Consider the following 20,643-nt stretch of genomic DNA (forward strand, 5'->3'; position numbering starts at 1 on the left):
CATTTGTGTGTCCTTTTAATCCCCCCTATGGCACGAGTTTTGGTAGAATCGGGCCGCCGTGAGTCGCAGCGAGTGACCATGTGGCAAGGGCCATGCCTGCGCAGGTATGGATCCCCCCAAATCAAGCGCTGCACACCAGGATCCGTCTTCTCTTTGCTCACGGTCCTTTGTTATCAGGAGCTGCCCATGGGACAGAACATGACCGCATTCATTCCCCTCAAGATCGCCGTGTTGACGGTCTCCGACAGTCGTACCAGCGCCAATGACAGCGCGGGCGACTATCTGGTCGCGGCCGTGACCGACGCCGGTCACCAGCTGGCCGATCGGGCACTGCTCGCCGACAACCTCTATCAAGTTCGCTCTCGGGTCAGCCAGTGGATCGCCGATGAGGGTATCCAGGTGGTGCTGGTCAATGGCGGCACGGGGTTTACCGATCAGAACTGGGTACCGGAGGCGGTCGGCGTCTTGTTTGACCGCACCGTCAAGGGCTTTGGCGAGCTGTTCCGTCAGCTCTCGTTTGCCGAGATCGACGGCTCGGCCATGCAGAGCCGTGCCCTGGCCGGGCTGGCCAACCGTACTCTGGTCTGCTGTCTGCCCGGTTCTCCCGGCGCCTGCCAGCTGGGCTGGGAGCAGCTGATCCGGGATCAACTCGATGCCCGTACCCAGCCCTGCAACTTCGTGACCCATCTCTGAGAGCACGAGCCATTGATCCCGGTACTATTTCAGCCTTCAAGGGGAGCGTGATGAACCTGACCCATCTCAACCAAAGCGGCGAAGCCCATATGGTGGACGTGACCGACAAGCAGGTCACCGAACGTGAGGCCCGCGCCGAGGCCTTCGTCGCCATGGCACCTGAAACCCTGGCGCTGATCCTGAGCGGTCAGCACCACAAGGGGGACGTGTTCGCCACCGCCCGCATTGCCGGCATCATGGCGGCCAAGAAAACGGCGGATCTTATCCCCCTCTGCCATCCGCTGGCCTTGACCAAGGTGGAGGTGGAGATAGTGCCCTTGCCCGAACAGCATCGGGTTCATATCCGTACCCTCTGCAAACTTTCTGGCAAGACAGGGGTGGAGATGGAGGCGCTGACCGCGGCCTCGGTGGCGGCGTTGACCATCTACGACATGTGCAAGGCGGTACAAAAGGACATGGTGATCGAGCAGGTGCGACTGGTGGAGAAAAAGGGCGGCAAGTCCGGTCATTTCCAACTGGGGTCAAATAGCGGGGAGCAAGCATGATCAAGGTACTGTTTTTTGCGCAAGTAAGAGAGCTGGTGGCCTGTGATGAGCTCTGCCTGCCGTGCAACTACGCCACCGCCGAGCAGCTGCGCTGCGACTTAAGTGAGCGCGGCGACAAGTGGGCACTGGCCCTTGAGGCGGGCAAACTGCTGGTGGCGGTCAACCAGATGCTGGTGCCCCTCGATACGCCTATCAATGATGGCGATGAGGTTGCCTTCTTCCCACCGGTGACCGGAGGCTGAGAATGAATGAGATAATGACCGTGGATCGTACCACTGAGCTGTGCGATGGCGATGAAGTGGCCTTCTTCCCTTTCCCTCCAGTAACGACCGGAGGTTAAAGATGAGCGACGTAACCATCACAGATCGCATTCTGGTGCAGCGGGAGGACTTCTCGCTGGCGGACGAATATGCCCGCCTCGCCACCCGCCCAGACAGTGGCGCCATCGTCACCTTCGTTGGCAAGGTGCGCGACTTCAATCAGGGGGAGGCGGTGAAGGGGCTGGCCCTCGAGCACTACCCCGGCATGACCGAGAAGGCGCTGGCCGATATCGTGCAGGAGGCCCGCGAGCGCTGGCCGCTGCAGGAGTGTACCCTCATTCATCGTATCGGCGAGCTGTGGCTTGGCGATCAGATTGTGCTGGTGGCGGTGAGCAGTGCCCACCGCGATGCGGCGTTTGATGCCTGTCACTTCATCATGGATTTCTTGAAAACCCGGGCACCGTTCTGGAAAAAAGAGCTGACCGCCGAGGGCGTGCAACGCTGGGTCGAGGCCAAGGAGAGTGACAACACGGCCGCCGCCCGCTGGCAAGCCTGACCTGTTCATCACGAGGGGCGCAGGTTCAACGGGAACCACGGCCCCGTTTCGGGGCGCGGATGTGCGGGCCCCATCAGGAGAAAGGGAATGAAACCGCTGTTATCTGTTGTCATGGCAGGGGTCTGCGCCGCCACCTTGTATTCCGGTGCCGTGCAGGCTGATGAGGTGAAGGTGGCCGTGGCCGCCAACTTCAAGGGCACCATGGAGCGCATTGGCAAGGAGTTCACTGCCAAGACCGGCCACACGCTGGCCATCTCTTCCGCCGCCACCGGGGTGCTCTACACCCAGATTAGCCACGGCGCGCCGTTCGATATCTTCCTCTCCGCCGATGTGGCCACCCCCGAGAAGCTGGAAAAAGCGGGCAAGGGCAGCGATCGTTTCACCTACGCCATTGGTCAGCTGGGGCTGTGGCAGAAGGGGGGCCCGGCCCCTGACGAGGCGACACTGCGCAACTGGAAAGGCAACCTCGCCATCGCCAATGCCCGCACCGCCCCTTATGGCGCCGCCGCCATGGCGACCCTGGCGAGCCTCAAGATCGATCCCAAGCAGTACCGGCTGCTGACCGGCGCCAACATCGGCCAGACCTGGCAATTTGTCGATACCGGCAACGCCGAGCTGGGTTTCGTGGCTTGGGCCAACCTGGTGGACGCCGGTAAAACCGGCGAGGCCTGGGCTGTGCCGGACACACTCTATCCGGCCATCGAACAGCAGGGGCTGGTGCTGAAGAAGGGGGCCGCCGTCGAGGCGCTGGTCGCCTGGCTCAAGGGGCCGGCTCAGGCGCAGATCAAGGGCGCTGGCTATGCCCTGCCCCAATGAGGGCATGAGCCTGATGCGTAGCCATGAGTGGTCGGCCTTAGGGTTGACCACTCTTTGCAATGAGGATGCACACCATGCCGTTGGCTGATTTCAACCGGGAGCGTGGCGATGAGTATTGAAAGAGATCTGCTGGCAATGACTTGTCTAGCTCGGGATCCGCTCTACCGGGAGTGCGGCTCATTCGCAGTGTCTGGTGCTGGACCTGGCGTTGGGAGTGAGTCCGATGAGTGAAGGGGATCTGCTGGCCATCTGGCTCACCCTGAAGCTGGCGGCCAGTACCACCGGCATTCTCTTGCTGTTGTCGCCGCCGCTGGCCTGGTGGCTGTCGCGCAGTCAGAACCGGCTGCGCCCCTTGGTGGAGGCGCTGGTGGCGTTGCCGCTGGTGTTGCCCCCCACTGTGCTGGGGTTTTATCTGCTGCTCGCCTTCTCCCCTGAATATGGCTTCGGCGCCTGGTGGCGGGACACCTTCGGCGCCCCGCTCGCCTTCAGCTTTTTCGGCTTGCTGCTGGCCTCCATCCTCTATTCGCTGCCGTTTGTGGTACAACCGCTCACCTCCGCCTTCGTCAACATGGGCAATAAGGAGCTGGAGGCGGCATCCACGCTGGGGCTCGGGCCGCTTGAGCGCTTTTTTCAGATCATTTTACCTATGACCCTGCCCAGCTTTGTGATGGCGGCGGCGCTTGGCTTTGCCCACACCCTGGGGGAGTTTGGCGTGGTGCTGATGATTGGCGGCAATATCCCGGGGGAAACTCAGGTGCTCTCCATCGCCCTGTTTGATCATGTGGAGGCGATGGATTATCAAAACGCCCATATTCTGGCGGGCGGTCTGATGGGCTTCTCGCTGGTGATGCTGGTACTGGTCTACGGGGTGTTGCAGCGCAGGCAGCGGAGACTGTTCGGATGAACCAGACAGCCACTATGGCGCAGGGCAATTCCCTGAACCTCACGACCCGGCGCGCGTTCGGCCCCTTTACCCTCGATTGTGCACTGACGCTCGAGCTGGGGGGGATTATCGGTCTGTTTGGCCCCTCTGGCTGCGGCAAGAGTACCCTGCTGCGCATTATCGCCGGGCTCGATCGCCAAAGCGGGGATCGCATGCGCTGGCGCGGGCGGGAGTGCGCAGTGCTGCTACCCGAAGCGCGCCGTATCGGGCTGGTGTTTCAGGATTCGCGGCTCTTCCCTCATCTGACGGTGCTCGGCAATCTGCAACTGGCGGCCCGCAAGGGGCGCGGGGGCTGGCAACCCGAAGTGCTGGCCGTGCGGCTCGGCTTTGCCGATCTGTTGGGGCAGCCAGCCCATGGCCTCTCCGGTGGGCAACGTCAGCGGGTAGCGCTGGCTCGGGCCCTGCTGGCGGAGCCCGATCTGCTGCTGCTCGATGAGCCCTTCTCTGCGCTGGACAGGCGTAGCCGCATCCATCAGGCCCATGTGCTCAAGGGATTGCAGCAGGAGAGTGGTATGCCGATGATCTTCGTCAGCCACGCCATGGAGGAGGTGAGTTTGCTTTGCGATCAGCTGGTGCTGCTGGCGGGGGGCCGGGTGGAGGCGCAGGGGCGGCCGAGCGAGATCTTCGCCCGCACCGATCTCTCGCTCGCCAGTCGCGACGATGCCGGGGTGATGCTGGATGCCACTTTGGCCCACTACGATGACGACGAGCAGATGGCGACCCTGCTGCTCGGCGAGCAGCGTCTGCGGGTCACCATGACCCATGTGCCGGACGAGAGCGGCCCCTTGCAGATCAAGGTGGCGGGGCGAGACGTGGTGATCGCCACCGCCCCCATCGAGCATTCCAGCCTCTCCAACTGCCTCGTCACGCGCTTGCTTGCGGTGCACGAGGTGCGCCCCGGCCAGACCCTGTTGCAGTTGGCGCTGGGTGAGCAGATACTGCTGGCCCGGATCACCAGCCGCTCCGCCAAGCGTCTGGCGTTGGCGCCCGAGCAGCAGATATATGCCTATATCAAGGCGGTCAGTCTGGTCAGCGAGGGCTGAGTCTGCGTCGTTCTGATACATTGTGGTGCGACATGCCCGGCGGGTGCCGGGGGGGGCCCGCAAGCGGGTTGGTTACAATCGGGATAAACAAGGCATGGTTCAGACGATGAGTCGAGAGGCAATGAGCTGATGCGTCGCAATCAGGTGATGAAATCCAACGGTCTTGCCCTGCGCAGTGCGGGGGAGGGCCCCTTGCTGTTGCTGTTGCACGGGCTGGGCTCCTCCAGTCTCGACTGGCAGGCGCAGATCGAACGTTTTTCCGATCATTACCGGGTGGTGGCCCTTGACCTGCGTGGCCACGGCCAGAGCATGCAGGAGGGGCCATTCGACGTGGCCACTCTGGCCGCCGACGTGGTGAACTGGCTCGATGAGCAGCCGGAGCCTGCCTGGGTGGTGGGCTTGTCGCTGGGAGCCATGGTGGCGTTGGAGTTGGCCTTGCAACTTCCTCACAAGGTGCGAGGTCTGGTACTGGTCAACGGCGTCAGCGAGTTTCTGCTGGAAACGCCGAAGGAGCAGGAGCGTTACGCCCAGCGCCTCAAGTGGTTGCGCTGGTTTGGCATGCGCCCGCTTGCCTGGTGGCTCGGTCGCGAGCTCTTCCCGGGCCCGGATCTCGCCCGGGTGCGCCACACCTTCCGGCTGCGCTTCGTGCGCAACCGGAAGCGGGTCTACAAGGCGCTGCTCGACGCCTTGCCCGGCTGGTCGGTGCGCGCCCGGCTCGGCGCTATCTGGCAGCCGGTGGCCATCATCTCCACCAGTCACGACTACCTGCCGCTCGCCAAGCGAGTAGAGCAGTTTGCCGCCCTGCCCAACGCCACCATCCACACCCCCAACGGCCACCACGCCTGGCCGGCAGAAGATCCCTCAGGGTTCAATCATTTGCTGCAGCGGATCCTCACCACCCACTGAACGCAGGTTCGGCTTTTTTGTGGTTATCGCTCGGGTTCAAGGATGGGAGCAAACCGGGCAGTCGGGGCGCTTGGGCAGCTTCATCTCGCGAAAGGTACCGGTGAGGCCATCGATCATCAAGAGGCGGCCGCTGTAGCTACGTCCCGTGGCTGCCAGCAATTTTATCGCCTCCAGCGCCTGCAAGCTGCCCACCAGACCGACCACGGGGGCGAGCACACCTGCCTCGACGCAGGTAAGGGCCTGCTCGCCAAACAGGGCGCTGAGGCAGGCGTAGCAGGGCTCATCCTCCTGCCAGGTGAAGCTGCACAGCTGTCCCTCCAGCCGGATGGCGGCGCCGCTGACCAGGGGCACCCTGTGTTTGCGCGCGTATTGGTTGAGCAGATTGCGGATGGTCAGGTTGTCGGTACAGTCGAGCACCAGCTGATGACGGGGTAGCAGGGCATCGAGCAGCGCCTCGTCGGCCATGGCGGCATGGGTCTCCACCTTGAGCCAGGGATTGAGCGCGCGCAGCGACTGGGCGGCAGAGTCCACCTTGTACTGGCCGATGCGCTCATCCGTGTGCAGCACCTGACGTTGCAGGTTGGAGAGCTCCACCTTGTCAAAGTCCACCAGGGTGAGTTGGCCAATACCGGCCACCGCCAGATACTGGCTGGCGGCGCAGCCAAGGCCCCCGGCACCGATCACCAGCACCTTGGCCTGCTTGAGCGCCTCCTGCCCCTCGAAGTCGAAGGATTTGAGGATGATTTGGCGGTTGTAGCGCAAGAGCTCGGCATCCGAGAGAATGTCGCTCACAGCAGCAATCCCCCGAATGGTTCGACAGTGACTGTTTCGCCCGCAGCAACGCGGCCCCGCTCACGTTCGAGGATGATGTAGCAGTTGGCCCGCGACAGTGAGCTGAACACGGCGGAATCCTGGGAGCCTGTGCTGCGCACCTCGAGGCCGTCTGGCCCCTGGCGCAAGATGCCGCGCTGAAAGTCGAGTCGACCCGGCGCTTTTTTCAGGGGCTCGCTGGCGATGGCCTGCAGTTGCAGCGGTCGTTCGAACTGCTGCCCGGCCAGCTTGGCCAGCGCAGGTTGCACCAGCTGATCGAAGGTGACCATGGCGGAGACAGGGTTGCCCGGCAGGCCGAAGAACCAGGCGTTGGGCAGGCGGCCGAAGGCGAATGGCTTGCCTGGCTTGATGGCGAGCTTCCAGAAACCGATCTCGCCGAGTTCCTCAAGCAACTGCTTGGTGAAGTCTGCCTCACCGACCGAGACGCCTCCCGTGGTGATGAGGGCATCGGCCTCACGGTCGGCCTGCTGGAAGGCGGCGCGCAGTTGCGCGGGGTCGTCCGGTATGATGCCAAGGTCGAGGCATTCACAGCCAAGGCGCGCCAGCATGGCCTTGACCCCGTAGCGGTTGGAGTCATAGATGTCGCCGTGGGCGAGCGAGGTGCCGACCGGTTTGAGCTCGTCCCCTGTGCTGAAGATGGCGACTCTCAGCGGGCGGCGCACCGGCATGGTGGCGATGCCGAGGGATGCCAGCAGCGGTAGCTCGCGGGGGGTGAGCCGGGTACCGCTGCTGAGCACGCTGGCCCCCTCGCGGATATCTTCGCCGCGGCGGCGGATATTCTGGCCCGGAATGGGCGGTACCAGAAAGGCGATCTTGTCACCGTCGGCCCGGGTTTCCTCCTGCATCACCACCGCATCCGTGCCCTCTGGCACGGGCGCACCGGTCATGATCCGCACGCAGTGACCCGCGGGCCACTCCCCCTGATAGGGCTGACCGGCGAAGGCCTTGCCCGCCATGATGAGCGGGGTGCCGGTCGCCAGATCGGCGAGCCGTACGGCGTAACCGTCCATGGCGGCGTTGTCGAACGGAGGCACTGACAAGGGGGAGGCGATATCTGCTGCGAGCACCCGGCCAAGGGCGTGGGGCAGGGGGACTTGCTCGGTGTCGCAGCAGCAGGCGAGTTGGTCCAGCATCCCTTGCAGGGCATCGCTCAGGGGGAGTAGTCCGCTGGTATCAAATCCCATCGTCATTACCTCTTTGGTGTGGTTGAAGGCGGATTATCCCAAAAATCACCGTGGATGGGCAGGCTTATCAGGGGCTGATACCACGCTGCCTGGCACCGGGGATGGCGGAAGATGACTTGTTTGTTGCAACCCTCCCCGTATGGGGGCGGCCATCAAGGGGCAAAACCCGACGGATTGGCATAAAGTCAGGTGGCGGACTTGAGTTAGCTTGAATTATGGCAATAATCGCCGTTTACTATTGCGCCACAACAAAGTGCCGTCACAGACAAGACGGCCATCACAGTTAATGAGCGTGGGAGAGGAACAAGATGACGAGCTTAAGCCAGGAAGCCCTGTTGGTCAGGGCAGCCCTCGAGACCGAGGGCCTCGAGACACCTCTGGTGGCCAATACGTTGAATGGTCAGCAGAAGAAAGAGAAGATCGAAGGCCACATGCGCGCCATCATGGAGACGCTGGGGCTGGATCTGACTGATGACAGCCTGGCGGAGACGCCGCACCGCATCGCCAAGATGTACGTGAACGAGATCTTCTCCGGCCTCGATTACAGCACCTTCCCCAAGGTGACTGTCATCGAGAACAAGATGAAGGTGGACGAGATGATCATGGTGCGGGATATCAGCCTCACCAGCACCTGTGAACACCACTTCGTCACTATCGATGGACAGGCCCACGTGGCCTATATCCCCCGTGGCAAGGTGATCGGGCTGTCGAAAATCAACCGCATAGTGCAGTTTTTCGCCCGCCGTCCCCAGGTGCAGGAGCGGCTCACCCAGCAGATCCTGCTGGCGTTGCAGACCTTGCTCGGCACCAAAGATGTGGCCATCAGCATCAAGGCGACCCACTTCTGCGTAAAGGCGCGTGGCGTGATGGATTCCACCTCCTATACCACGACCACCTCTCTCGGTGGCGTGTTCAAGACCCAGCCCGACACCCGTGCCGAGTTTCTGGGCGGCCTGAAAGGCTGATCTGTCAGGAGGCATGCTGCCATGGCGGTATGCCTCCTTTCTTCCTCCTTCCTCTTTTGTTCATGGGGCCAGTCGGCCATCTCTCCTGTGTCATCCGTCAATGTCCTTCAGGGATGGACCGGTGCGGTCAACCCGTGATTGAACAGGTGATCGCTGTCATAACACAAGGCCCCGCCAATTGGCGGGGCCTTGTCGTGTCTGACGATCTTGAGCGTGGAGGCTCAACCCGATTATCTCGCCCTACTCGTTGATATCGATATGGCGATAATCGGTGGCAGGCTGCCGGGGCGGTGGCTTGGGCTGCTGCTGCCAGTCACCATCATCCATCAGCTCAGTCCGACGATCTCGCCGTCATCATCGATGTCGATATGACGGTAGGCTGGCAGGCTGCCGAGCCCCGGCATTGTCATGATGGGACCTGCCAGCGCATAGACAAAACCGGCGCCAGCGCACAACCTCACCTCGTCGATGGGCACCTCGAAATCAGTCGGTACTCCCTTCCTGGCGGGATCATGGCTGATGGAGAGCGGCGTCTTGGCCATGCAGATGGGCAGGTGATCCCAGCCTGCGCGCGAGAGCGCCGCCAGCTGTCGGCGTGCCTTGTCAGAGAGCAGGACACCGCGCCCGCCATAACCGCACTCCACCAGGGTGGTGAGCTTGGCACACAGGCTCATCTCATCGGGATAGAGCAGCTGGATTTGGCTTGGCATCTCGCAGGCGGCGACCACGGCCCTGGCCAGTTCGCTGGCACCCGCGCCCCCTTGCGTGAAGGCGTGGGAGATGGCAGCGCCACAGGCACCGGCCCGCAGTGCCTCGCGCATCAGCAGCGCCAGCTCGGCCTGGCTATCGGTGGGGAAGCGGTTGACCGCCACCACCACGGGTACGCCATAGCGGCGGGCATTGTTGATATGCCAGGCGAGGTTGGTGCACCCCTGCTCAAGGGTGGGCAAGTCCTCCTCCAGCAGGCTCTCGGGCAGGGGCTGGCCGGGGCGGATGTCGAGCAGGCCGCTGTTGGCCTTGAGGCCGCGCACCGTTGCCACCAGCACCACGCAGGCCGGCGTGATACCGGACTGGCGGCTCTTGATGTTGAAGAACTTCTCCAGCCCCATGTCGGAGCCAAAACCCGCCTCTGTCACCACATAGTCGGTCAGTTGCAACGCCATACGATCGGCGATCACCGAGGAGTTGCCGTGGGCTATGTTGGCAAAGGGGCCCGCGTGCACCAGCACCGGGGTCTGCTCCGTGGTCTGCATCAGGGTCGGTTGCAGCGCGTCTTTGAGCAGCACCGTCATGGCGCCCGCGACTTCCAGCTGCTCGGCGGTGATGGGGTTGCCCTGGTTATCGAGGGCCAGCTGGATGCGACCGATGCGGGTGCGCAAGTCTTTCAGGTCGCCGGCCAGCGCCAGAATAGCCATCAGCTCGGAGGCGGCCGTGATGACGAAACGATCCGTGCGCTCCACCCCATCGCCTGGGCCACCCTGACCGATGCTGAGGTGGCGCAGGGCGCGGTCATTCATGTCGAGGGTACGCGGCCAGAGGATGTTGGCAGGGTCGATGTCTAGCCGCGGCAAACCGGTTCTGGCGGTGAACTCATCGCCCAGTTTCTGCTCGTGGAACAAGCGGGCATCCAGCGCGGCGGCGGCCAGGTTGTGGGCGGCGGTGAGAGCGTGAAAATCGCCGGTCAGGTGGAGGTTCATCTCCTCCATCGGCACCACCTGGGCATGGCCACCCCCGGCGGCGCCGCCCTTGACCCCGAATACCGGGCCGAGACTCGGCTGGCGTATGGTGGCGATGCTGGGCTGGCCTATGTGGTTGAGCCCCATGGAGAGACCGAGGGTCGTGACCGTCTTGCCCTCGCCGAGGGGCGTCGGGGTGATGGCGCTCACCAGTACCAGCTTGCCCGCCTTGCCAGCAGGTTGGTTGAGCAGGCCGAGGCTGAGCTTGCCCTTGTAGTGACCGTGAGGACTGAGCAGGTGAGCCGGGATGCACAAGTGTTCGGCCAGCACCTGGATGGGAAGACGGGGGGACTGGCGGGAGATCTCGATATCGCTTAGCATCAGCACCTCGTTGGCATGTCAGGTCAAATATGCGGCGCAGTCTAGTGGAATCAACAGGGTTATCCAATGAGTAATAACATTTTATCCGGCAGTCGTGAGCTGCATCTAACGCCCATACTGCTGGATCTCAACGCCCTCTACCACCCGCCCAAGCGGCCGCTCACCGCCCTTGGCATCGTCAGCGCCTTCATGCCGCTGTTCGGTTATGGCTGGCAGGCGATGATCCAGGATCCCGAGACCCACTTTCGTCACGAACTGGGCAAACGCATCAACAAACACAAGACGGATGAGGCCAATCTCATCCTGATATTGCAGCTGGCCGGCATGCTCGATTGTCACTGCCTGCACATCAGGCTGCCCTATGTCTTGAGCGAAGAGCAAATTGCCACCTTGCGGCGCCGCCTGCCTCGCTGGCAAATAATGCAGACCGATCAGCTGTTGGTGGCCGAACTGCCGCAGCCAGCCGAACCTGGGTCGCCACCGTCTGGCGCCTCCACATCATAAATCCCGGCTCGGGCTTATTCTTTGCGATCCCAATAGTGGGGGGCAAGATAACGCTCCTGCACGAATTCGATGAAACAGCGCACCTTGGCCGACACGAAACGGCGGTGCGGATAGAGGGCATAGAGCCCCACCTGCCCCTTCTCCCACTTCGGCAGCAGTGACACCAGCGCCCCCGAGCGCAGTGCATCGCCGACGATGAAGGTGGGCTGCAATATGATGCCCTGATGATCGCAGGCGGCCCGGGTCAGGGCCACACCGTTGTTGGCGCGAAGCGACCCCTGCGGGCGAATGCTCAGCTGCTCACCATCCCGTTTGAAGACCCAGTCCGGCTGGGTCAGGGTGTAGATGAGGCAGTCGTGTTGCTTGAGATCCTCCGGGCTCTGCGGCGCGCCCTTGCGGGCCAGGTAGGCGGGGCTGGCACACACCTCCAGCTTCATCATGGCCAGCGGTTTGGCCACCAGGGAGGAGTCTGGCAGGTTGCCGATGCGCAGCGCCAGATCGAACCCCTCTTCCACCAGGGCCACTCGCCGGTCGCTGTACTCTATCTCCAGCTTCAGGTCCGGGAAGCGTTCACGAAACAGCGGCAGGGCGGGGGAGAGGTGCAGGTAGCCAAAGTCCATCGGCACCGATAGCTTGAGGGTGCCCTGAGGCTGCTGGTTGTTGCGGGTGAGCTGGCTGTGGGTCTCTTCCAGCTCTGCCAGCAGGGCCTGGGATCGCTGGTAGTAGAACTGGCCCGCCTCTGTGGGGTTGACCTGACGGGTGGTGCGCGACAGCAGACGGGTGGAGAGAGACTCCTCCAGCTGCTGCATCAGCTTGGAGGCCATGGCGACCGAGATGCCGAGCTGGTTAGCGGCCTTGGTAAAACTCTGACACTCCACCACCTTGATGAAGGTGCGCATGGCGGCTATCTGGTCCATTTTTCACTCTCAGTTGATAATTATTTTAATAAATCGCTGATTATCTATTCTGCTATGGAGGTTAGCATCTTGGTTGTTGTTGTGAACCCCCAATATGAAGGAACGAACGGATGAAAATGACCAAGGCCCTGCTGGCCTCCTGCCTGTTTATGGCGGCCCCCCTGATGGCGGCCCCCCTGATGGCGGCCGATTACGACGTCGATGCGGCTCACACCACTGTCCAGTTCAAGGTGGGGCACCTCGGCTTCTCCGAGCTGGTCGGTCGTTTCAACACCTTCAGCGGCACTTTCAGCATGGACGATGCCAATCCGGCTGCGGCCAGGGCGAGCTTCGAAGTGGATGCCGCCAGCGTGGACTCCAACCACGAGGCCCGCGACAAACACTTGCGCAGCCCCGATTTTCTGGACGTGAAGCAGTATCCCAAGATGACCTTCGTCAGCTCTGCTTATGAGGGCACCACGGATAAAGGCGTACTGAAAGGGACCCTGACCTTGCACGGCGTCTCCAAAGAGGTGGCCTTCGATCTGGTCAAGATTGGCGAGGGCAAGGATCCTTGGGGCGGCTATCGCAGCGGCTTCAACGCCTCCACCACCATCAAGCGCAGTGACTTCGGTGTGAGCTACATGTTGCCCGGCATTCCGGACGAGATGAGTATCAACCTGTTTGTCGAAGGCGTGCGCAAGTAATGGGCGCAGCACTCCTGCTACAAACCCTGGCGGCTCCTTTAGGGGCCGCTTTGCTGTCATGGCGCTGGCCGCGACTGGGGTATCTGTGGGGCGCCCTGGCGCTCTGGCTGGTGGGCTGCCTGCTGGGTGGCGCCTATGGGCTGCCAGCCAAGGCGTGGCAATGGCTGCCGCTGATCTTGCTGGTGCCGGCGATTGCGGCGCAACTGGCGGACAAGCGGGCCGCGTTGTTGCTGTTCGCGGCGCTCTCCGCTCTGGTGTGGTGGCAGGGGATGGCCTCTGTGCTGAGCAGTGAGCCGCGCATCTGGCTGGCATTGCTGCCCGCCATCGCCTGGCTGGGGTGGACCGAGCTGCGTGGTGACTGCCGCGAAGGGCTGGGCTTTGCCCTTGGCTTCATCTGGCTGGCGCTGGTGATCGGCATCGACGGTAGCTTGCTGATTGCCCAGTTGGCGGGTGCCCTGGCTGCCTTTGCCGGTTTCCGCGCCCTGCTCGGCGCCTTTGCCGGCATTAAGGCGGCGCCTGCCGCGCTCGGGTTGGCACTGGCCTTCATGCAGATGCTCGCCTGGCAATACGTGGAAGTGCCGCTTGTGGTCTTGCTGCCGGTCTGGTTGTTGCCACTGCTGGAGTGGGCCTTGCGCAACAAGCCCTGGATCCCGCGTTGGGTTGCGCTGATCCTGCTGGCGGGAGTGGGCACTGGATTGAGTCTGTGGAAGGTGTGGCCAGAGGCCTCTTTGTACTGACTTTTAGCATAAAAAACAGTCGATTAACCCGAAAGTTGACGACTTCGTCATAGACTGTATAGATAAAGATTGAGCCCCCCTGTGGATTCAGATAAAAAGGTTTTTCAATTATCTGGACACACAAACAGAACCCGGTGATACCGGGTTCTGTTTGCCTGCTTGTTTGCGGCGCGCTAAGGAGGCCACAGTTGCGCAGTCAAGGATCTGAGCATCTGTTTTTTCGCCATTTCACCGAGCAGGGCCGCCTCGATGGTCTCTGTATCCTGCTGGTTACCCACCTGCTTCCCGATCGCCCCCAGTTTATCCAGGCCCTCGATCACATCGGGCGGATCGGCGCCATCCTGCCCAAACCCAAGTCAGTGCACGGCCCTACCCTGACCTGGGCCCAGCAGCATTACCCCGTGCTGCCGCTCAACCGCCAGTGGACCAATACGCCGCAGGGGGTGATAGAGCACATAGCCCCCCTGGTGGCCCCCCATGAACGGCTGATTATTCTGGACATAGGTGGCTACTTTGCTAAAACCCAAGCGACCCTGAGCGAGTATTTCGGCCCCCGTTTCCTCGGGGTGGTGGAGATGACCGAAAACGGCCATCAGCGCTACCAACAGGAGGTGCTGGTGACCCCTGTCATCTCGGTGGCGCGCAGCCCCCTCAAGCAGGCCGAGGATATCCAGATTGGTCTGAGCGTGGTCTACTCCGCCGAGTCGTTGGCACGTACGCTAAACCGCACCTTCAACGTCTGTCAGGCCGCTCTGTTCGGCTATGGCAAGGTGGGGCGCAGCATCGCCCGCGAGCTCAGGTGCCGCAACCTGCATCTGGAGCTGGTGGAGACAGACGTGCTGCGTCAGGTGGAGGCGCTCTCCCACGGTTTCAAACTGGTGGGCAAGGCCGAGGCGCTCAGTCGGGCCGAGCTGGTCATCTGCTCCACCGGCAACGGTGCGCTGGACCTGGCCGATCTGCAGCAGTTGCGCCCTGGCGCCATGCTGGCCTCGGTCACCTCGGCCGATGACGAATTCGCATTTTGTCTCTCTCGGCTGCCCTGGCCGAGCGAGGAGGTGTGCCCCCATGTGCTGGCGCTGACCCGGCCCGATGGCAGCACCATCTTCCTGCTCAACCGGGGGGAGGCGGTCAATTTCGTCCACGGCGCTGTCATCGGCGAATATGTCTATCTGGTGCTGGCGGAGATCATCGAAGGGGTGCGCCAGCTGGCGCAGCAACCCCTGGCCCCTGGCCTGTTCGATCTGCCGCAGTCGACCATGCGCACCATAGCCCGTCACTGGCTAAGCGATTTCCACGGGGTCAGCCAGTGAGCCAGGCTGCACTCTTGGCTATAGCAGCAGACATGGCGGGTCATCATTATCCCCCTTCCCCGCTGGCCGATTTTTATGGAGTCACCCAATGACAGAGTCGTTAATCCCCATCAGCAAGCCCCGCATCGAGATCCGCTACTGCACCCTCTGTCGCTGGATGCTGCGCGCCGCCTGGCTGGCGCAGGAGCTGCTCTCCACCTTCGACAGCGATCTTGGCGAAGTGGCGCTGGTGCCCGCCAGCAAGGGGGAGTTCCGTATCTTGGTAAATGGCGTGCTGGTGTGGGACCGGGTGGCTGACGAGGGCTTCCCCGAGGCCAAAGAGATCAAGCAGCGGGTGCGCGATGTCATCGCCCCACAGCGGGATCTGGGCCACTCGGATCGCAAGGCGGCCGAGTAGCCTCAACTTGGCATATCGCCTGCAAAGGTTGCCAGCAATATAGAAAAAGGAGAGGGAGGCCATGGCCTCCCTCTCCTTGTTTAGTTTCCCGCCTGCGGGGAGGTGGCAATAACCTTATGCGCGCCAGGCGGAGGTGAGGCGCACCAGCTCCACCAGGGTGGCGACCGCTTTTTCCATGGATTGCAGCGGGATGAACTCGTGCTTGCCGTGGAAGTTGTGGCCACCGGTGAAGAGGTTGGGGCAGGGCAGGCCCATAAAGGAGAGGCGGGCACCGTCGGTACCGCCGCGGATCGGCTTGATCTTGGGCTCCACGTCTGCGGCCTCCATGGCGGCGCGGGCCAGCTCGACTATGTGCATGTGCGGCTCAATCTGGCTGCGCATATTGCGATAGCTGTCGGTCAGGGTCAGCTCGATGCGGGCCTTGGGATACTCGGCCTGCATGGCGGCGACCCGGCTCTGCATCTCGGCCTTGCGCGCGGCGAAATGTTCGTCGTCGAAGTCACGGATGATGTAGTGCAGGGTGCTCTCCTCCACGGTGCCGCTCATCTGGGCCAGATGGAAGAAGCCCTCATACCCGTCGGTGCACTCAGGGGTCTGCCCGGCGGGCATGGCGGCGTGGAAGCGGGCGGCCAGGGTCTGGCTGTTGATCATGCTGCCCTTGGCGGTGCCGGGGTGGACGTTGTTGCCGACAAAGCGCAGGTTGGCGCTGGCGGCGTTGAAATTTTCATACTCCAGCTCCCCCAGTTCGCCGCCATCCACGGTATAGGCCCAGCGAGCCGGGAAGCGGTCCAGCGGGAAGCGATCTGCGCCGCGGCCTATCTCTTCGTCCGGAGTGAAGCCGACCCAGACGTCGCCACGGGGGAGCTCGGGGTGGGCCTGCAGATGGGCGATGGCACTGAGGATCTCGGCGATGCCCGCCTTGTCATCGGCGCCCAGCAGTGTGGTGCCGTCGGTGGTGATGAGATCCTGGCCCAGGTAATTTTTCAGGAAACGGTAGTCACGGATGGCGAGCACCTCGTCCCCCTTGCCCAGACAAATGTCCCCTCCCTGATAGTGCTCGATAAGCTGGGGGACCACCTGCTCGGCCTCGTAGTCGGCGGTATCCATGTGGGCAATCAGGCCGATGGCGGGGGCATCCGGCTGGTTGCCCGGCAGGCAGCCGGTGAGGTAGCCGTGCTCGTCCAGGGTGACCCGGGTCAGCCCCATCTGCTGCATCTCATCTTGCAGGGCACGGGCGAAGATCAGCTGGCCTTCGCTGCTGGGGCAGGCGGGATTGGTCGCATCGGAGCGGGTATGAAACGTCACGTAACGCAAAAAGCGCTCAAGCAGGGTATCCATTGGCAAGCCTCAAACCTGTGATGAAGGACCATTGTGGTCAATCTTGCCGGGGCGCTTATTGCGTCAGCGCAGTTTTTGTCACATTTTTTGGCGAAGATGTGGTGTGAAGCGTGTAAGGTAGAGCAAGCGGTGGTTAGTGATATTTTATTTAGAATAAAGTAACGATAAATCTGCATTTTTAAGCGTGTTGTCATGAGACCCTATGAGATGTGCGGCGGGGTGCCACAAGGGCTCTGCCCGAGGGGGCCAATCCCGCGCTATTTTCAGGGGCAAGACTGACCTGCGGGTGAGCCTCGGCATCCCAGTGCCAGCCTCATCGGCAGCAAGATTTGATCGCCTTATTAAAAGCAGTTTTTGAACACTATTTTTTATTGTCACCGCTGGCGGTAAGTGTGTACACTCCGCGCCGATCCAAGGGTAACCCTGAAGCAGGCTGAGGCCGCCAGAAACCTGAAAGATCATACGCCTATAGGGCGAGGCACGCAGAAACGACAGACACTGCTGGGGTATGGTTTCTTTAATACCGGTTAGGCTCCGGTATCAGGGAGAACAACGGACACTCATTATCCATCTGACCGAGTGAGCCAATGGCTCATCATCTTCCCTTGTCATGGGCGGTCACGGGTATTGGGTTGGGCTGTGGTCGTGGTCGTCTATCAACACGCTTGCGTGCTGGCGCCCTCGCTTTCTTCTTTGAAACCTCCCTTGTCGTCGTGATGCTGCCGAATGATGAACTGACGGCGTGGCTGATGTCGTCTGTCATCAAAGTACCGCGGCGCTGTTTGCGCAGCACCGCATACCGTTGAGCTTGATGTAAAGCCACCAGCCCCACATCAAGACTCGTTACTTCCCAAAATCCACCAGGCAGCCACAGGCTTGCCGCGATGTGCAAAGAGATGGTCTGGATGTGACAGCGAGTCACGGTCGAGGTCAAGCGGCCCTGCGCCGCGGGCTCAGACAGAGGACTTTCCAGACTCCAGCAGGCAGCGTTGGCTCGCCACGCTTTGCACGAGATGGTCTGGATGTGATTGAGGGTAACGAAGGCGGCCACTGGCCGCTCATTTGCGAGGCATAGCCCATGACTAACTGGTCCAGCAAGGACTCCTTGAAGGTCTACAACGTTCCCTACTGGGGTGCGGGTTTTTTCAACATCAATGACGCCGGTCATGTGACCGTCGCGCCCGACAAATCACGCCCTGACGCACACATCGTCATCTCTGATGCTATCGAACAGTTGCGTCAGTCCGGGCTGACCACCCCCGTGTTGCTGCGCTTCCCTGACATCCTCAAGAGTCGGGTCGATGCGCTGTTCAACGCCTTTGGTCAGGCCATCGAGAAGTCAGGCTATGAAGGGGACTACCTCTGTGTTTACCCGATCAAGGTAAACCAGCAGAGTCGTGTCATCGAGACCATCAGCCAGTCCTACAGCGACAAGCCCCGGCTTGGCCTGGAAGCTGGTTCCAAACCGGAACTGCTGGCCGTGCTCTCCCATCACCATGAGCAAGGCTCGGTGATCGTCTGCAACGGTTACAAAGACCGCGAATATATCCGCCACGCCCTGTTGGGCAACCTGATGGGCCACAAGGTCTATATCGTGGTGGAAAAACCCTCTGAACTGGAAATGGTGCTGGACGAGTCAGCTCGCCTCAACATCAAGCCCAACATAGGGGTGCGCGCCAAGCTTGCCTCCACCGGCTCCGGCATGTGGGAATCGAGCGGCGGCTCCATGTCCAAATTTGGCCTCTCCGCCTCCCAGATCCTGGCGCTGGTCGAGCGTCTGCGCAGTGTCGGCAAGCTGGATTGCCTGCAACTGCTGCACTTCCATCTGGGCTCCCAGATCGCCAACATCCGCGACATTCAGGGCGGGATCCGCGAGTGCGGCCGCTTCTATTCCGAGTTGCGTCGTCTGGGCGTGCCCGTCGACGTGGTCGACGTGGGGGGTGGCTTGGGTGTGGACTATGAGGGCACCCGCTCCCAGAGTCACTGCTCCGCCAACTACAGCCTGTCCGAGTACGCCAACAACGTGGTGTGGGGTATCGGCGATGTGTGCCGCGAGTTTGACCTGCCGCACCCGACCATCATCAGCGAGTCCGGCCGTGCCCTGACCGCTCACCACGCCGTGCTGGTCACCAATCTGATTGGTGCCGAAGGGGTAGAGATGAGCGACATCAGCGCGCCGGATGACGACGCCCCCACCATTTTGCAGAACATGTGGAAAGGCTGGCTGGATCTTCGCAGCGAAGATCCCTCCCTGCTGGAGATCTTCCACGACTCGGTGGCGGATCTGGGCGATGTGAACACCCAGTACACCATGGGCCTGCTCAACCTGGAGCAACGTGCCTGGGCCGAGATGCTGCACCAGAACACCTGTCTGATGCTCAAAGAGCTGCTCAACCCGGTCAACCGCAACCACCGCGCCTTGGCTGACGAGCTCTCCGAGAAACTGGCCGACAAGTGTTTTGCCAACTTCTCCCTGTTCCAGTCCCTGCCGGATGCCTGGGGTATCGGTCAGGTATTCCCGGTGATGCCGCTGACCGGTCTCGATCGTCCGCTCAGCCGCCGCGGTATTCTGATGGACATCACCTGCGACTCGGACGGTCAGGTAGAGCACTACGTCGACGGTCTGGGTGTCGAGAGCACGCTGCCGATGCCGGAGTACGCCGAGAACGAAGTGTGCCACGTCGGCTTCTTCCTGGTCGGTGCCTATCAGGAGATCCTGGGGGATCTGCACAACCTGTTCGGTGACACTCACTGCGCGGAAGTGTGTCTCGATGAAGAGGGCAAGATGGAGATTCGCAATGTGGTGCGCGGCGATACCGTCGATCAGCTGCTGCGTTACGTCAACATCGACCCCTCCGTCATTCGCGAGAACTATCAGCGCATCGTCTCCCACCCGGTGCTGGACGACGCGACCCGCAAAGCCCTGCTCGACGAGCTGGAGCTGGGTCTGCAAGGCTACGCCTATCTGGAAGACGAATAAGCCTCGGGCTTGTTCGCCCCGTCGGTGGCAACAAAAAGACGGGAATGAAAAAACGGCGCCTTCGGGCGCCGTTGTTGTTGATGGCATCCTCATCTTCTTGAGGGGGGAATGCGGGGCGGCCAGCGTCATGCGACGAGTGGCGGCGGTCGTGCGCGGCTCGGGGCCCGGTTCCTGCAGATATCGGCCTCACTCCGCCTCTTCTCTTGATCTGCATCAAGCCTGACGCGGGCGGGGTATTTTACGGTCAGGAGTGATGTGGGTGACAGGTAACAAAAGGATGTGAAGATGGAACTGGAAAGGGACCCGAGATGCTATACCGACCTCTGTATCGACGGTAAGTGGTATCACTATGACCACTGCAGCACACATGTCTATATGCTGATGGGGGGCGCGGCCCCGAGTCTGGAGCTGGCCCATGAGCCCAGCAGCGAGGAGGAGCTGATCGCCATGCTCCAACAACTGGCCCGCTTCTGAGCAGGGCTGTCTCATGGCCATCGGGCAGTGCGCCGCGATGGCCACCTTCTGTTTTTTTCCGTCAGCCGTTCGCCTTGCGGCCAAACAGTTTCTTGCCCATCTCCATCAGGGCGGTCGCCGCGGCGTAGCTGCTGTCTGACTTGCCAATCTCATCGGCCACGTAGAGGAAGTTGGATCGGTACTTTTCCACCGCCTCTTCCCGGCTGTGAGCATCGATAAAATCCTCTTCCACCTCGAATCCCTGTGCCAGCAGCGCCTCTTTCTCAATCAGAAAAGTGGGGGAGGCCATGTCGACAAAGGTGTACTGCTGCCGGTTGGATGCCGGGACGGTAAAAAACTGATATCTAGCCATGCGCGATTCCTCGCCTGAACGGGTGATAAATGATGTGACCTTCTGCTCGCCGAACTGTCCCCCTGGCCATCTCATCAAGGCGCAAAAAAAAAGCAACGTTCGAGTCTTTTTTGTCGTTCGAGCCTACCCGGTCCCACTTGGGGGCACAA

At 61.7% G+C, this 20,643-nt stretch carries 23 protein-coding genes; 16 read left to right on the forward strand and 7 right to left on the reverse strand.

The annotated features are described in order from the left end of the window. Positions 1–186 precede the first annotated feature (186 nt). The 8 genes from moaB (at position 187) to WJM78_RS06810 (ending at position 5,762) form a co-directional block, all read left to right on the forward strand. Complete coding sequence (gene moaB / locus WJM78_RS06775; protein WP_042034609.1) at positions 187–693, forward strand: molybdenum cofactor biosynthesis protein B; 507 nt, start codon at positions 187–189, stop codon at positions 691–693. Positions 694–743: 50 nt separating this feature from the next. Next, a complete protein-coding gene (gene moaC, locus WJM78_RS06780) occupies positions 744–1,238 on the forward strand; it encodes a cyclic pyranopterin monophosphate synthase MoaC (RefSeq protein WP_042034608.1) in 495 nt (164 codons plus the stop codon). Then, positions 1,235–1,480, forward strand: a complete 246-nt coding sequence (gene moaD, locus WJM78_RS06785; protein ID WP_339014630.1) for a molybdopterin synthase sulfur carrier subunit — start codon at positions 1,235–1,237, stop codon at positions 1,478–1,480. The genes moaC and moaD overlap by 4 nt, the downstream gene beginning before the upstream one ends. A gap of 100 nt (positions 1,481–1,580) precedes the next feature. Continuing rightward, a complete protein-coding gene (moaE, locus tag WJM78_RS06790; protein WP_042034606.1) occupies positions 1,581–2,054 on the forward strand; it encodes a molybdopterin synthase catalytic subunit MoaE in 474 nt (157 codons plus the stop codon). An 87-nt stretch (positions 2,055–2,141) separates the two neighbouring features. Continuing rightward, a complete protein-coding gene (gene modA, locus WJM78_RS06795; RefSeq protein ID WP_339014632.1) occupies positions 2,142–2,870 on the forward strand; it encodes a molybdate ABC transporter substrate-binding protein in 729 nt (242 codons plus the stop codon). Between the two features lie 223 nt (positions 2,871–3,093). Further along, complete coding sequence (gene modB / locus WJM78_RS06800; protein ID WP_108537441.1) at positions 3,094–3,774, forward strand: molybdate ABC transporter permease subunit; 681 nt, start codon at positions 3,094–3,096, stop codon at positions 3,772–3,774. Beyond that, complete coding sequence (modC, locus tag WJM78_RS06805; protein WP_339014634.1) at positions 3,771–4,856, forward strand: molybdenum ABC transporter ATP-binding protein; 1,086 nt, start codon at positions 3,771–3,773, stop codon at positions 4,854–4,856. Before modB ends, modC begins: the two co-directional genes overlap by 4 nt. Before the next feature lie 129 nt (positions 4,857–4,985). Further along, positions 4,986–5,762: an alpha/beta fold hydrolase gene (locus tag WJM78_RS06810; protein ID WP_339014636.1), complete on the forward strand. Its 777-nt coding sequence runs from the start codon at positions 4,986–4,988 to the stop codon at positions 5,760–5,762. Positions 5,763–5,798: 36 nt separating this feature from the next. On the opposite strand, the gene moeB is transcribed toward WJM78_RS06810, so the two are convergent. Together moeB and moeA are read right to left on the reverse strand one after the other, a co-directional pair. Continuing rightward, positions 5,799–6,554: a molybdopterin-synthase adenylyltransferase MoeB gene (gene moeB, locus WJM78_RS06815; protein ID WP_339014638.1), complete on the reverse strand. Its 756-nt coding sequence runs from the start codon at positions 6,552–6,554 to the stop codon at positions 5,799–5,801. Beyond that, complete coding sequence (gene moeA, locus WJM78_RS06820; protein ID WP_339014640.1) at positions 6,551–7,777, reverse strand: molybdopterin molybdotransferase MoeA; 1,227 nt, start codon at positions 7,775–7,777, stop codon at positions 6,551–6,553. Before moeA ends, moeB begins: the two co-directional genes overlap by 4 nt. A 308-nt stretch (positions 7,778–8,085) precedes the next feature. On the opposite strand from moeA, the gene folE reads away from it, so the two are divergent. Then, on the forward strand, positions 8,086–8,742 hold the full coding sequence (folE, locus tag WJM78_RS06825) for a GTP cyclohydrolase I FolE (protein ID WP_042034596.1): 657 nt from the start codon (positions 8,086–8,088) through the stop codon (positions 8,740–8,742). A gap of 326 nt (positions 8,743–9,068) precedes the next feature. On the opposite strand, the gene WJM78_RS06830 is transcribed toward folE, so the two are convergent. Beyond that, a complete protein-coding gene (locus WJM78_RS06830) occupies positions 9,069–10,799 on the reverse strand; it encodes a formate--tetrahydrofolate ligase (RefSeq protein WP_339014643.1) in 1,731 nt (576 codons plus the stop codon). Positions 10,800–10,865: 66 nt separating this feature from the next. Here WJM78_RS06830 and WJM78_RS06835 point away from each other — a divergent pair, with 66 nt between their 5' ends. Further along, positions 10,866–11,303 carry a hypothetical protein gene (locus tag WJM78_RS06835; RefSeq protein WP_042034594.1) on the forward strand — a complete coding sequence of 146 codons (438 nt, stop codon included), beginning with the start codon at positions 10,866–10,868 and terminating at the stop codon, positions 11,301–11,303. A gap of 14 nt (positions 11,304–11,317) precedes the next feature. On the opposite strand, the gene WJM78_RS06840 is transcribed toward WJM78_RS06835, so the two are convergent. Next, positions 11,318–12,220 carry a LysR family transcriptional regulator gene (locus WJM78_RS06840; RefSeq protein ID WP_287146567.1) on the reverse strand — a complete coding sequence of 301 codons (903 nt, stop codon included), beginning with the start codon at positions 12,218–12,220 and terminating at the stop codon, positions 11,318–11,320. A 110-nt stretch (positions 12,221–12,330) separates the two neighbouring features. Here WJM78_RS06840 and WJM78_RS06845 point away from each other — a divergent pair, with 110 nt between their 5' ends. From WJM78_RS06845 to WJM78_RS06860, 4 genes are all read left to right on the forward strand, one after another. Continuing rightward, positions 12,331–12,906: a YceI family protein gene (locus WJM78_RS06845; RefSeq protein ID WP_339014646.1), complete on the forward strand. Its 576-nt coding sequence runs from the start codon at positions 12,331–12,333 to the stop codon at positions 12,904–12,906. Further along, complete coding sequence (locus tag WJM78_RS06850; RefSeq protein WP_339014648.1) at positions 12,906–13,643, forward strand: hypothetical protein; 738 nt, start codon at positions 12,906–12,908, stop codon at positions 13,641–13,643. The genes WJM78_RS06845 and WJM78_RS06850 overlap by 1 nt, the downstream gene beginning before the upstream one ends. A gap of 188 nt (positions 13,644–13,831) precedes the next feature. Continuing rightward, a complete protein-coding gene (locus WJM78_RS06855; protein WP_108536461.1) occupies positions 13,832–14,953 on the forward strand; it encodes an adenosylhomocysteinase in 1,122 nt (373 codons plus the stop codon). An 88-nt stretch (positions 14,954–15,041) separates the two neighbouring features. Continuing rightward, entirely contained in the window at positions 15,042–15,350 is a 309-nt protein-coding gene (locus WJM78_RS06860; protein WP_042034586.1) for a SelT/SelW/SelH family protein, read from the forward strand. A gap of 114 nt (positions 15,351–15,464) precedes the next feature. Here the strand turns inward: WJM78_RS06860 and pepT are convergent, their stop codons facing one another. Further along, a complete protein-coding gene (gene pepT, locus WJM78_RS06865; protein ID WP_339014651.1) occupies positions 15,465–16,688 on the reverse strand; it encodes a peptidase T in 1,224 nt (407 codons plus the stop codon). A gap of 595 nt (positions 16,689–17,283) precedes the next feature. Beyond that, on the reverse strand, positions 17,284–17,739 hold the full coding sequence (locus tag WJM78_RS06870) for a hypothetical protein (RefSeq protein WP_181364704.1): 456 nt from the start codon (positions 17,737–17,739) through the stop codon (positions 17,284–17,286). Positions 17,740–17,766: 27 nt separating this feature from the next. Between WJM78_RS06870 and speA the strand changes: the two genes are divergently transcribed. Together speA and WJM78_RS06880 are read left to right on the forward strand one after the other, a co-directional pair. After that, a complete protein-coding gene (gene speA / locus WJM78_RS06875; protein ID WP_287146565.1) occupies positions 17,767–19,668 on the forward strand; it encodes a biosynthetic arginine decarboxylase in 1,902 nt (633 codons plus the stop codon). Between the two features lie 285 nt (positions 19,669–19,953). Then, the gene (locus WJM78_RS06880) at positions 19,954–20,142 is read left to right on the forward strand and encodes a hypothetical protein (protein ID WP_339014655.1); all 189 of its coding nucleotides are present in this window, start codon (positions 19,954–19,956) and stop codon (positions 20,140–20,142) included. A 61-nt stretch (positions 20,143–20,203) separates the two neighbouring features. Here WJM78_RS06880 and WJM78_RS06885 read toward each other — a convergent pair whose 3' ends face one another. Next, on the reverse strand, positions 20,204–20,494 hold the full coding sequence (locus WJM78_RS06885; protein ID WP_042034582.1) for a hypothetical protein: 291 nt from the start codon (positions 20,492–20,494) through the stop codon (positions 20,204–20,206). Positions 20,495–20,643: the final 149 nt, after the last annotated feature.

The sequence above is a fragment of the Aeromonas popoffii genome (assembly GCF_037818705.1).
Taxonomy (GTDB): domain Bacteria; phylum Pseudomonadota; class Gammaproteobacteria; order Enterobacterales; family Aeromonadaceae; genus Aeromonas; species Aeromonas popoffii.

Excerpts from the sequence above, each read along its gene's own strand:
- modA (WP_339014632.1), top strand. The coding sequence starts at position 2,142 with ATGAAACCGCTGTTATCTGTTGTCATGGCAGGGGTCTGCGCCGCCACC.
- moaC (WP_042034608.1), top strand. The coding sequence starts at position 744 with ATGAACCTGACCCATCTCAACCAAAGCGGCGAAGCCCATATGGTGGAC.
- WJM78_RS06835 (WP_042034594.1), top strand. The coding sequence starts at position 10,866 with ATGAGTAATAACATTTTATCCGGCAGTCGTGAGCTGCATCTAACGCCC.
- WJM78_RS06850 (WP_339014648.1), top strand. The coding sequence starts at position 12,906 with ATGGGCGCAGCACTCCTGCTACAAACCCTGGCGGCTCCTTTAGGGGCC.
- folE (WP_042034596.1), top strand. The coding sequence starts at position 8,086 with ATGACGAGCTTAAGCCAGGAAGCCCTGTTGGTCAGGGCAGCCCTCGAG.
- WJM78_RS06885 (WP_042034582.1), bottom strand. The coding sequence starts at position 20,494 with ATGGCTAGATATCAGTTTTTTACCGTCCCGGCATCCAACCGGCAGCAG.
- WJM78_RS06840 (WP_287146567.1), bottom strand. The coding sequence starts at position 12,220 with ATGGACCAGATAGCCGCCATGCGCACCTTCATCAAGGTGGTGGAGTGT.
- pepT (WP_339014651.1), bottom strand. The coding sequence starts at position 16,688 with ATGGATACCCTGCTTGAGCGCTTTTTGCGTTACGTGACGTTTCATACC.
- modB (WP_108537441.1), top strand. The coding sequence starts at position 3,094 with ATGAGTGAAGGGGATCTGCTGGCCATCTGGCTCACCCTGAAGCTGGCG.
- WJM78_RS06880 (WP_339014655.1), top strand. The coding sequence starts at position 19,954 with ATGGAACTGGAAAGGGACCCGAGATGCTATACCGACCTCTGTATCGAC.
- moaE (WP_042034606.1), top strand. The coding sequence starts at position 1,581 with ATGAGCGACGTAACCATCACAGATCGCATTCTGGTGCAGCGGGAGGAC.
- moaB (WP_042034609.1), top strand. The coding sequence starts at position 187 with ATGGGACAGAACATGACCGCATTCATTCCCCTCAAGATCGCCGTGTTG.
- WJM78_RS06810 (WP_339014636.1), top strand. The coding sequence starts at position 4,986 with ATGCGTCGCAATCAGGTGATGAAATCCAACGGTCTTGCCCTGCGCAGT.
- WJM78_RS06830 (WP_339014643.1), bottom strand. The coding sequence starts at position 10,799 with ATGCTAAGCGATATCGAGATCTCCCGCCAGTCCCCCCGTCTTCCCATC.
- moaD (WP_339014630.1), top strand. The coding sequence starts at position 1,235 with ATGATCAAGGTACTGTTTTTTGCGCAAGTAAGAGAGCTGGTGGCCTGT.
- WJM78_RS06860 (WP_042034586.1), top strand. The coding sequence starts at position 15,042 with ATGACAGAGTCGTTAATCCCCATCAGCAAGCCCCGCATCGAGATCCGC.
- WJM78_RS06845 (WP_339014646.1), top strand. The coding sequence starts at position 12,331 with ATGAAAATGACCAAGGCCCTGCTGGCCTCCTGCCTGTTTATGGCGGCC.
- modC (WP_339014634.1), top strand. The coding sequence starts at position 3,771 with ATGAACCAGACAGCCACTATGGCGCAGGGCAATTCCCTGAACCTCACG.
- speA (WP_287146565.1), top strand. The coding sequence starts at position 17,767 with ATGACTAACTGGTCCAGCAAGGACTCCTTGAAGGTCTACAACGTTCCC.
- moeA (WP_339014640.1), bottom strand. The coding sequence starts at position 7,777 with ATGGGATTTGATACCAGCGGACTACTCCCCCTGAGCGATGCCCTGCAA.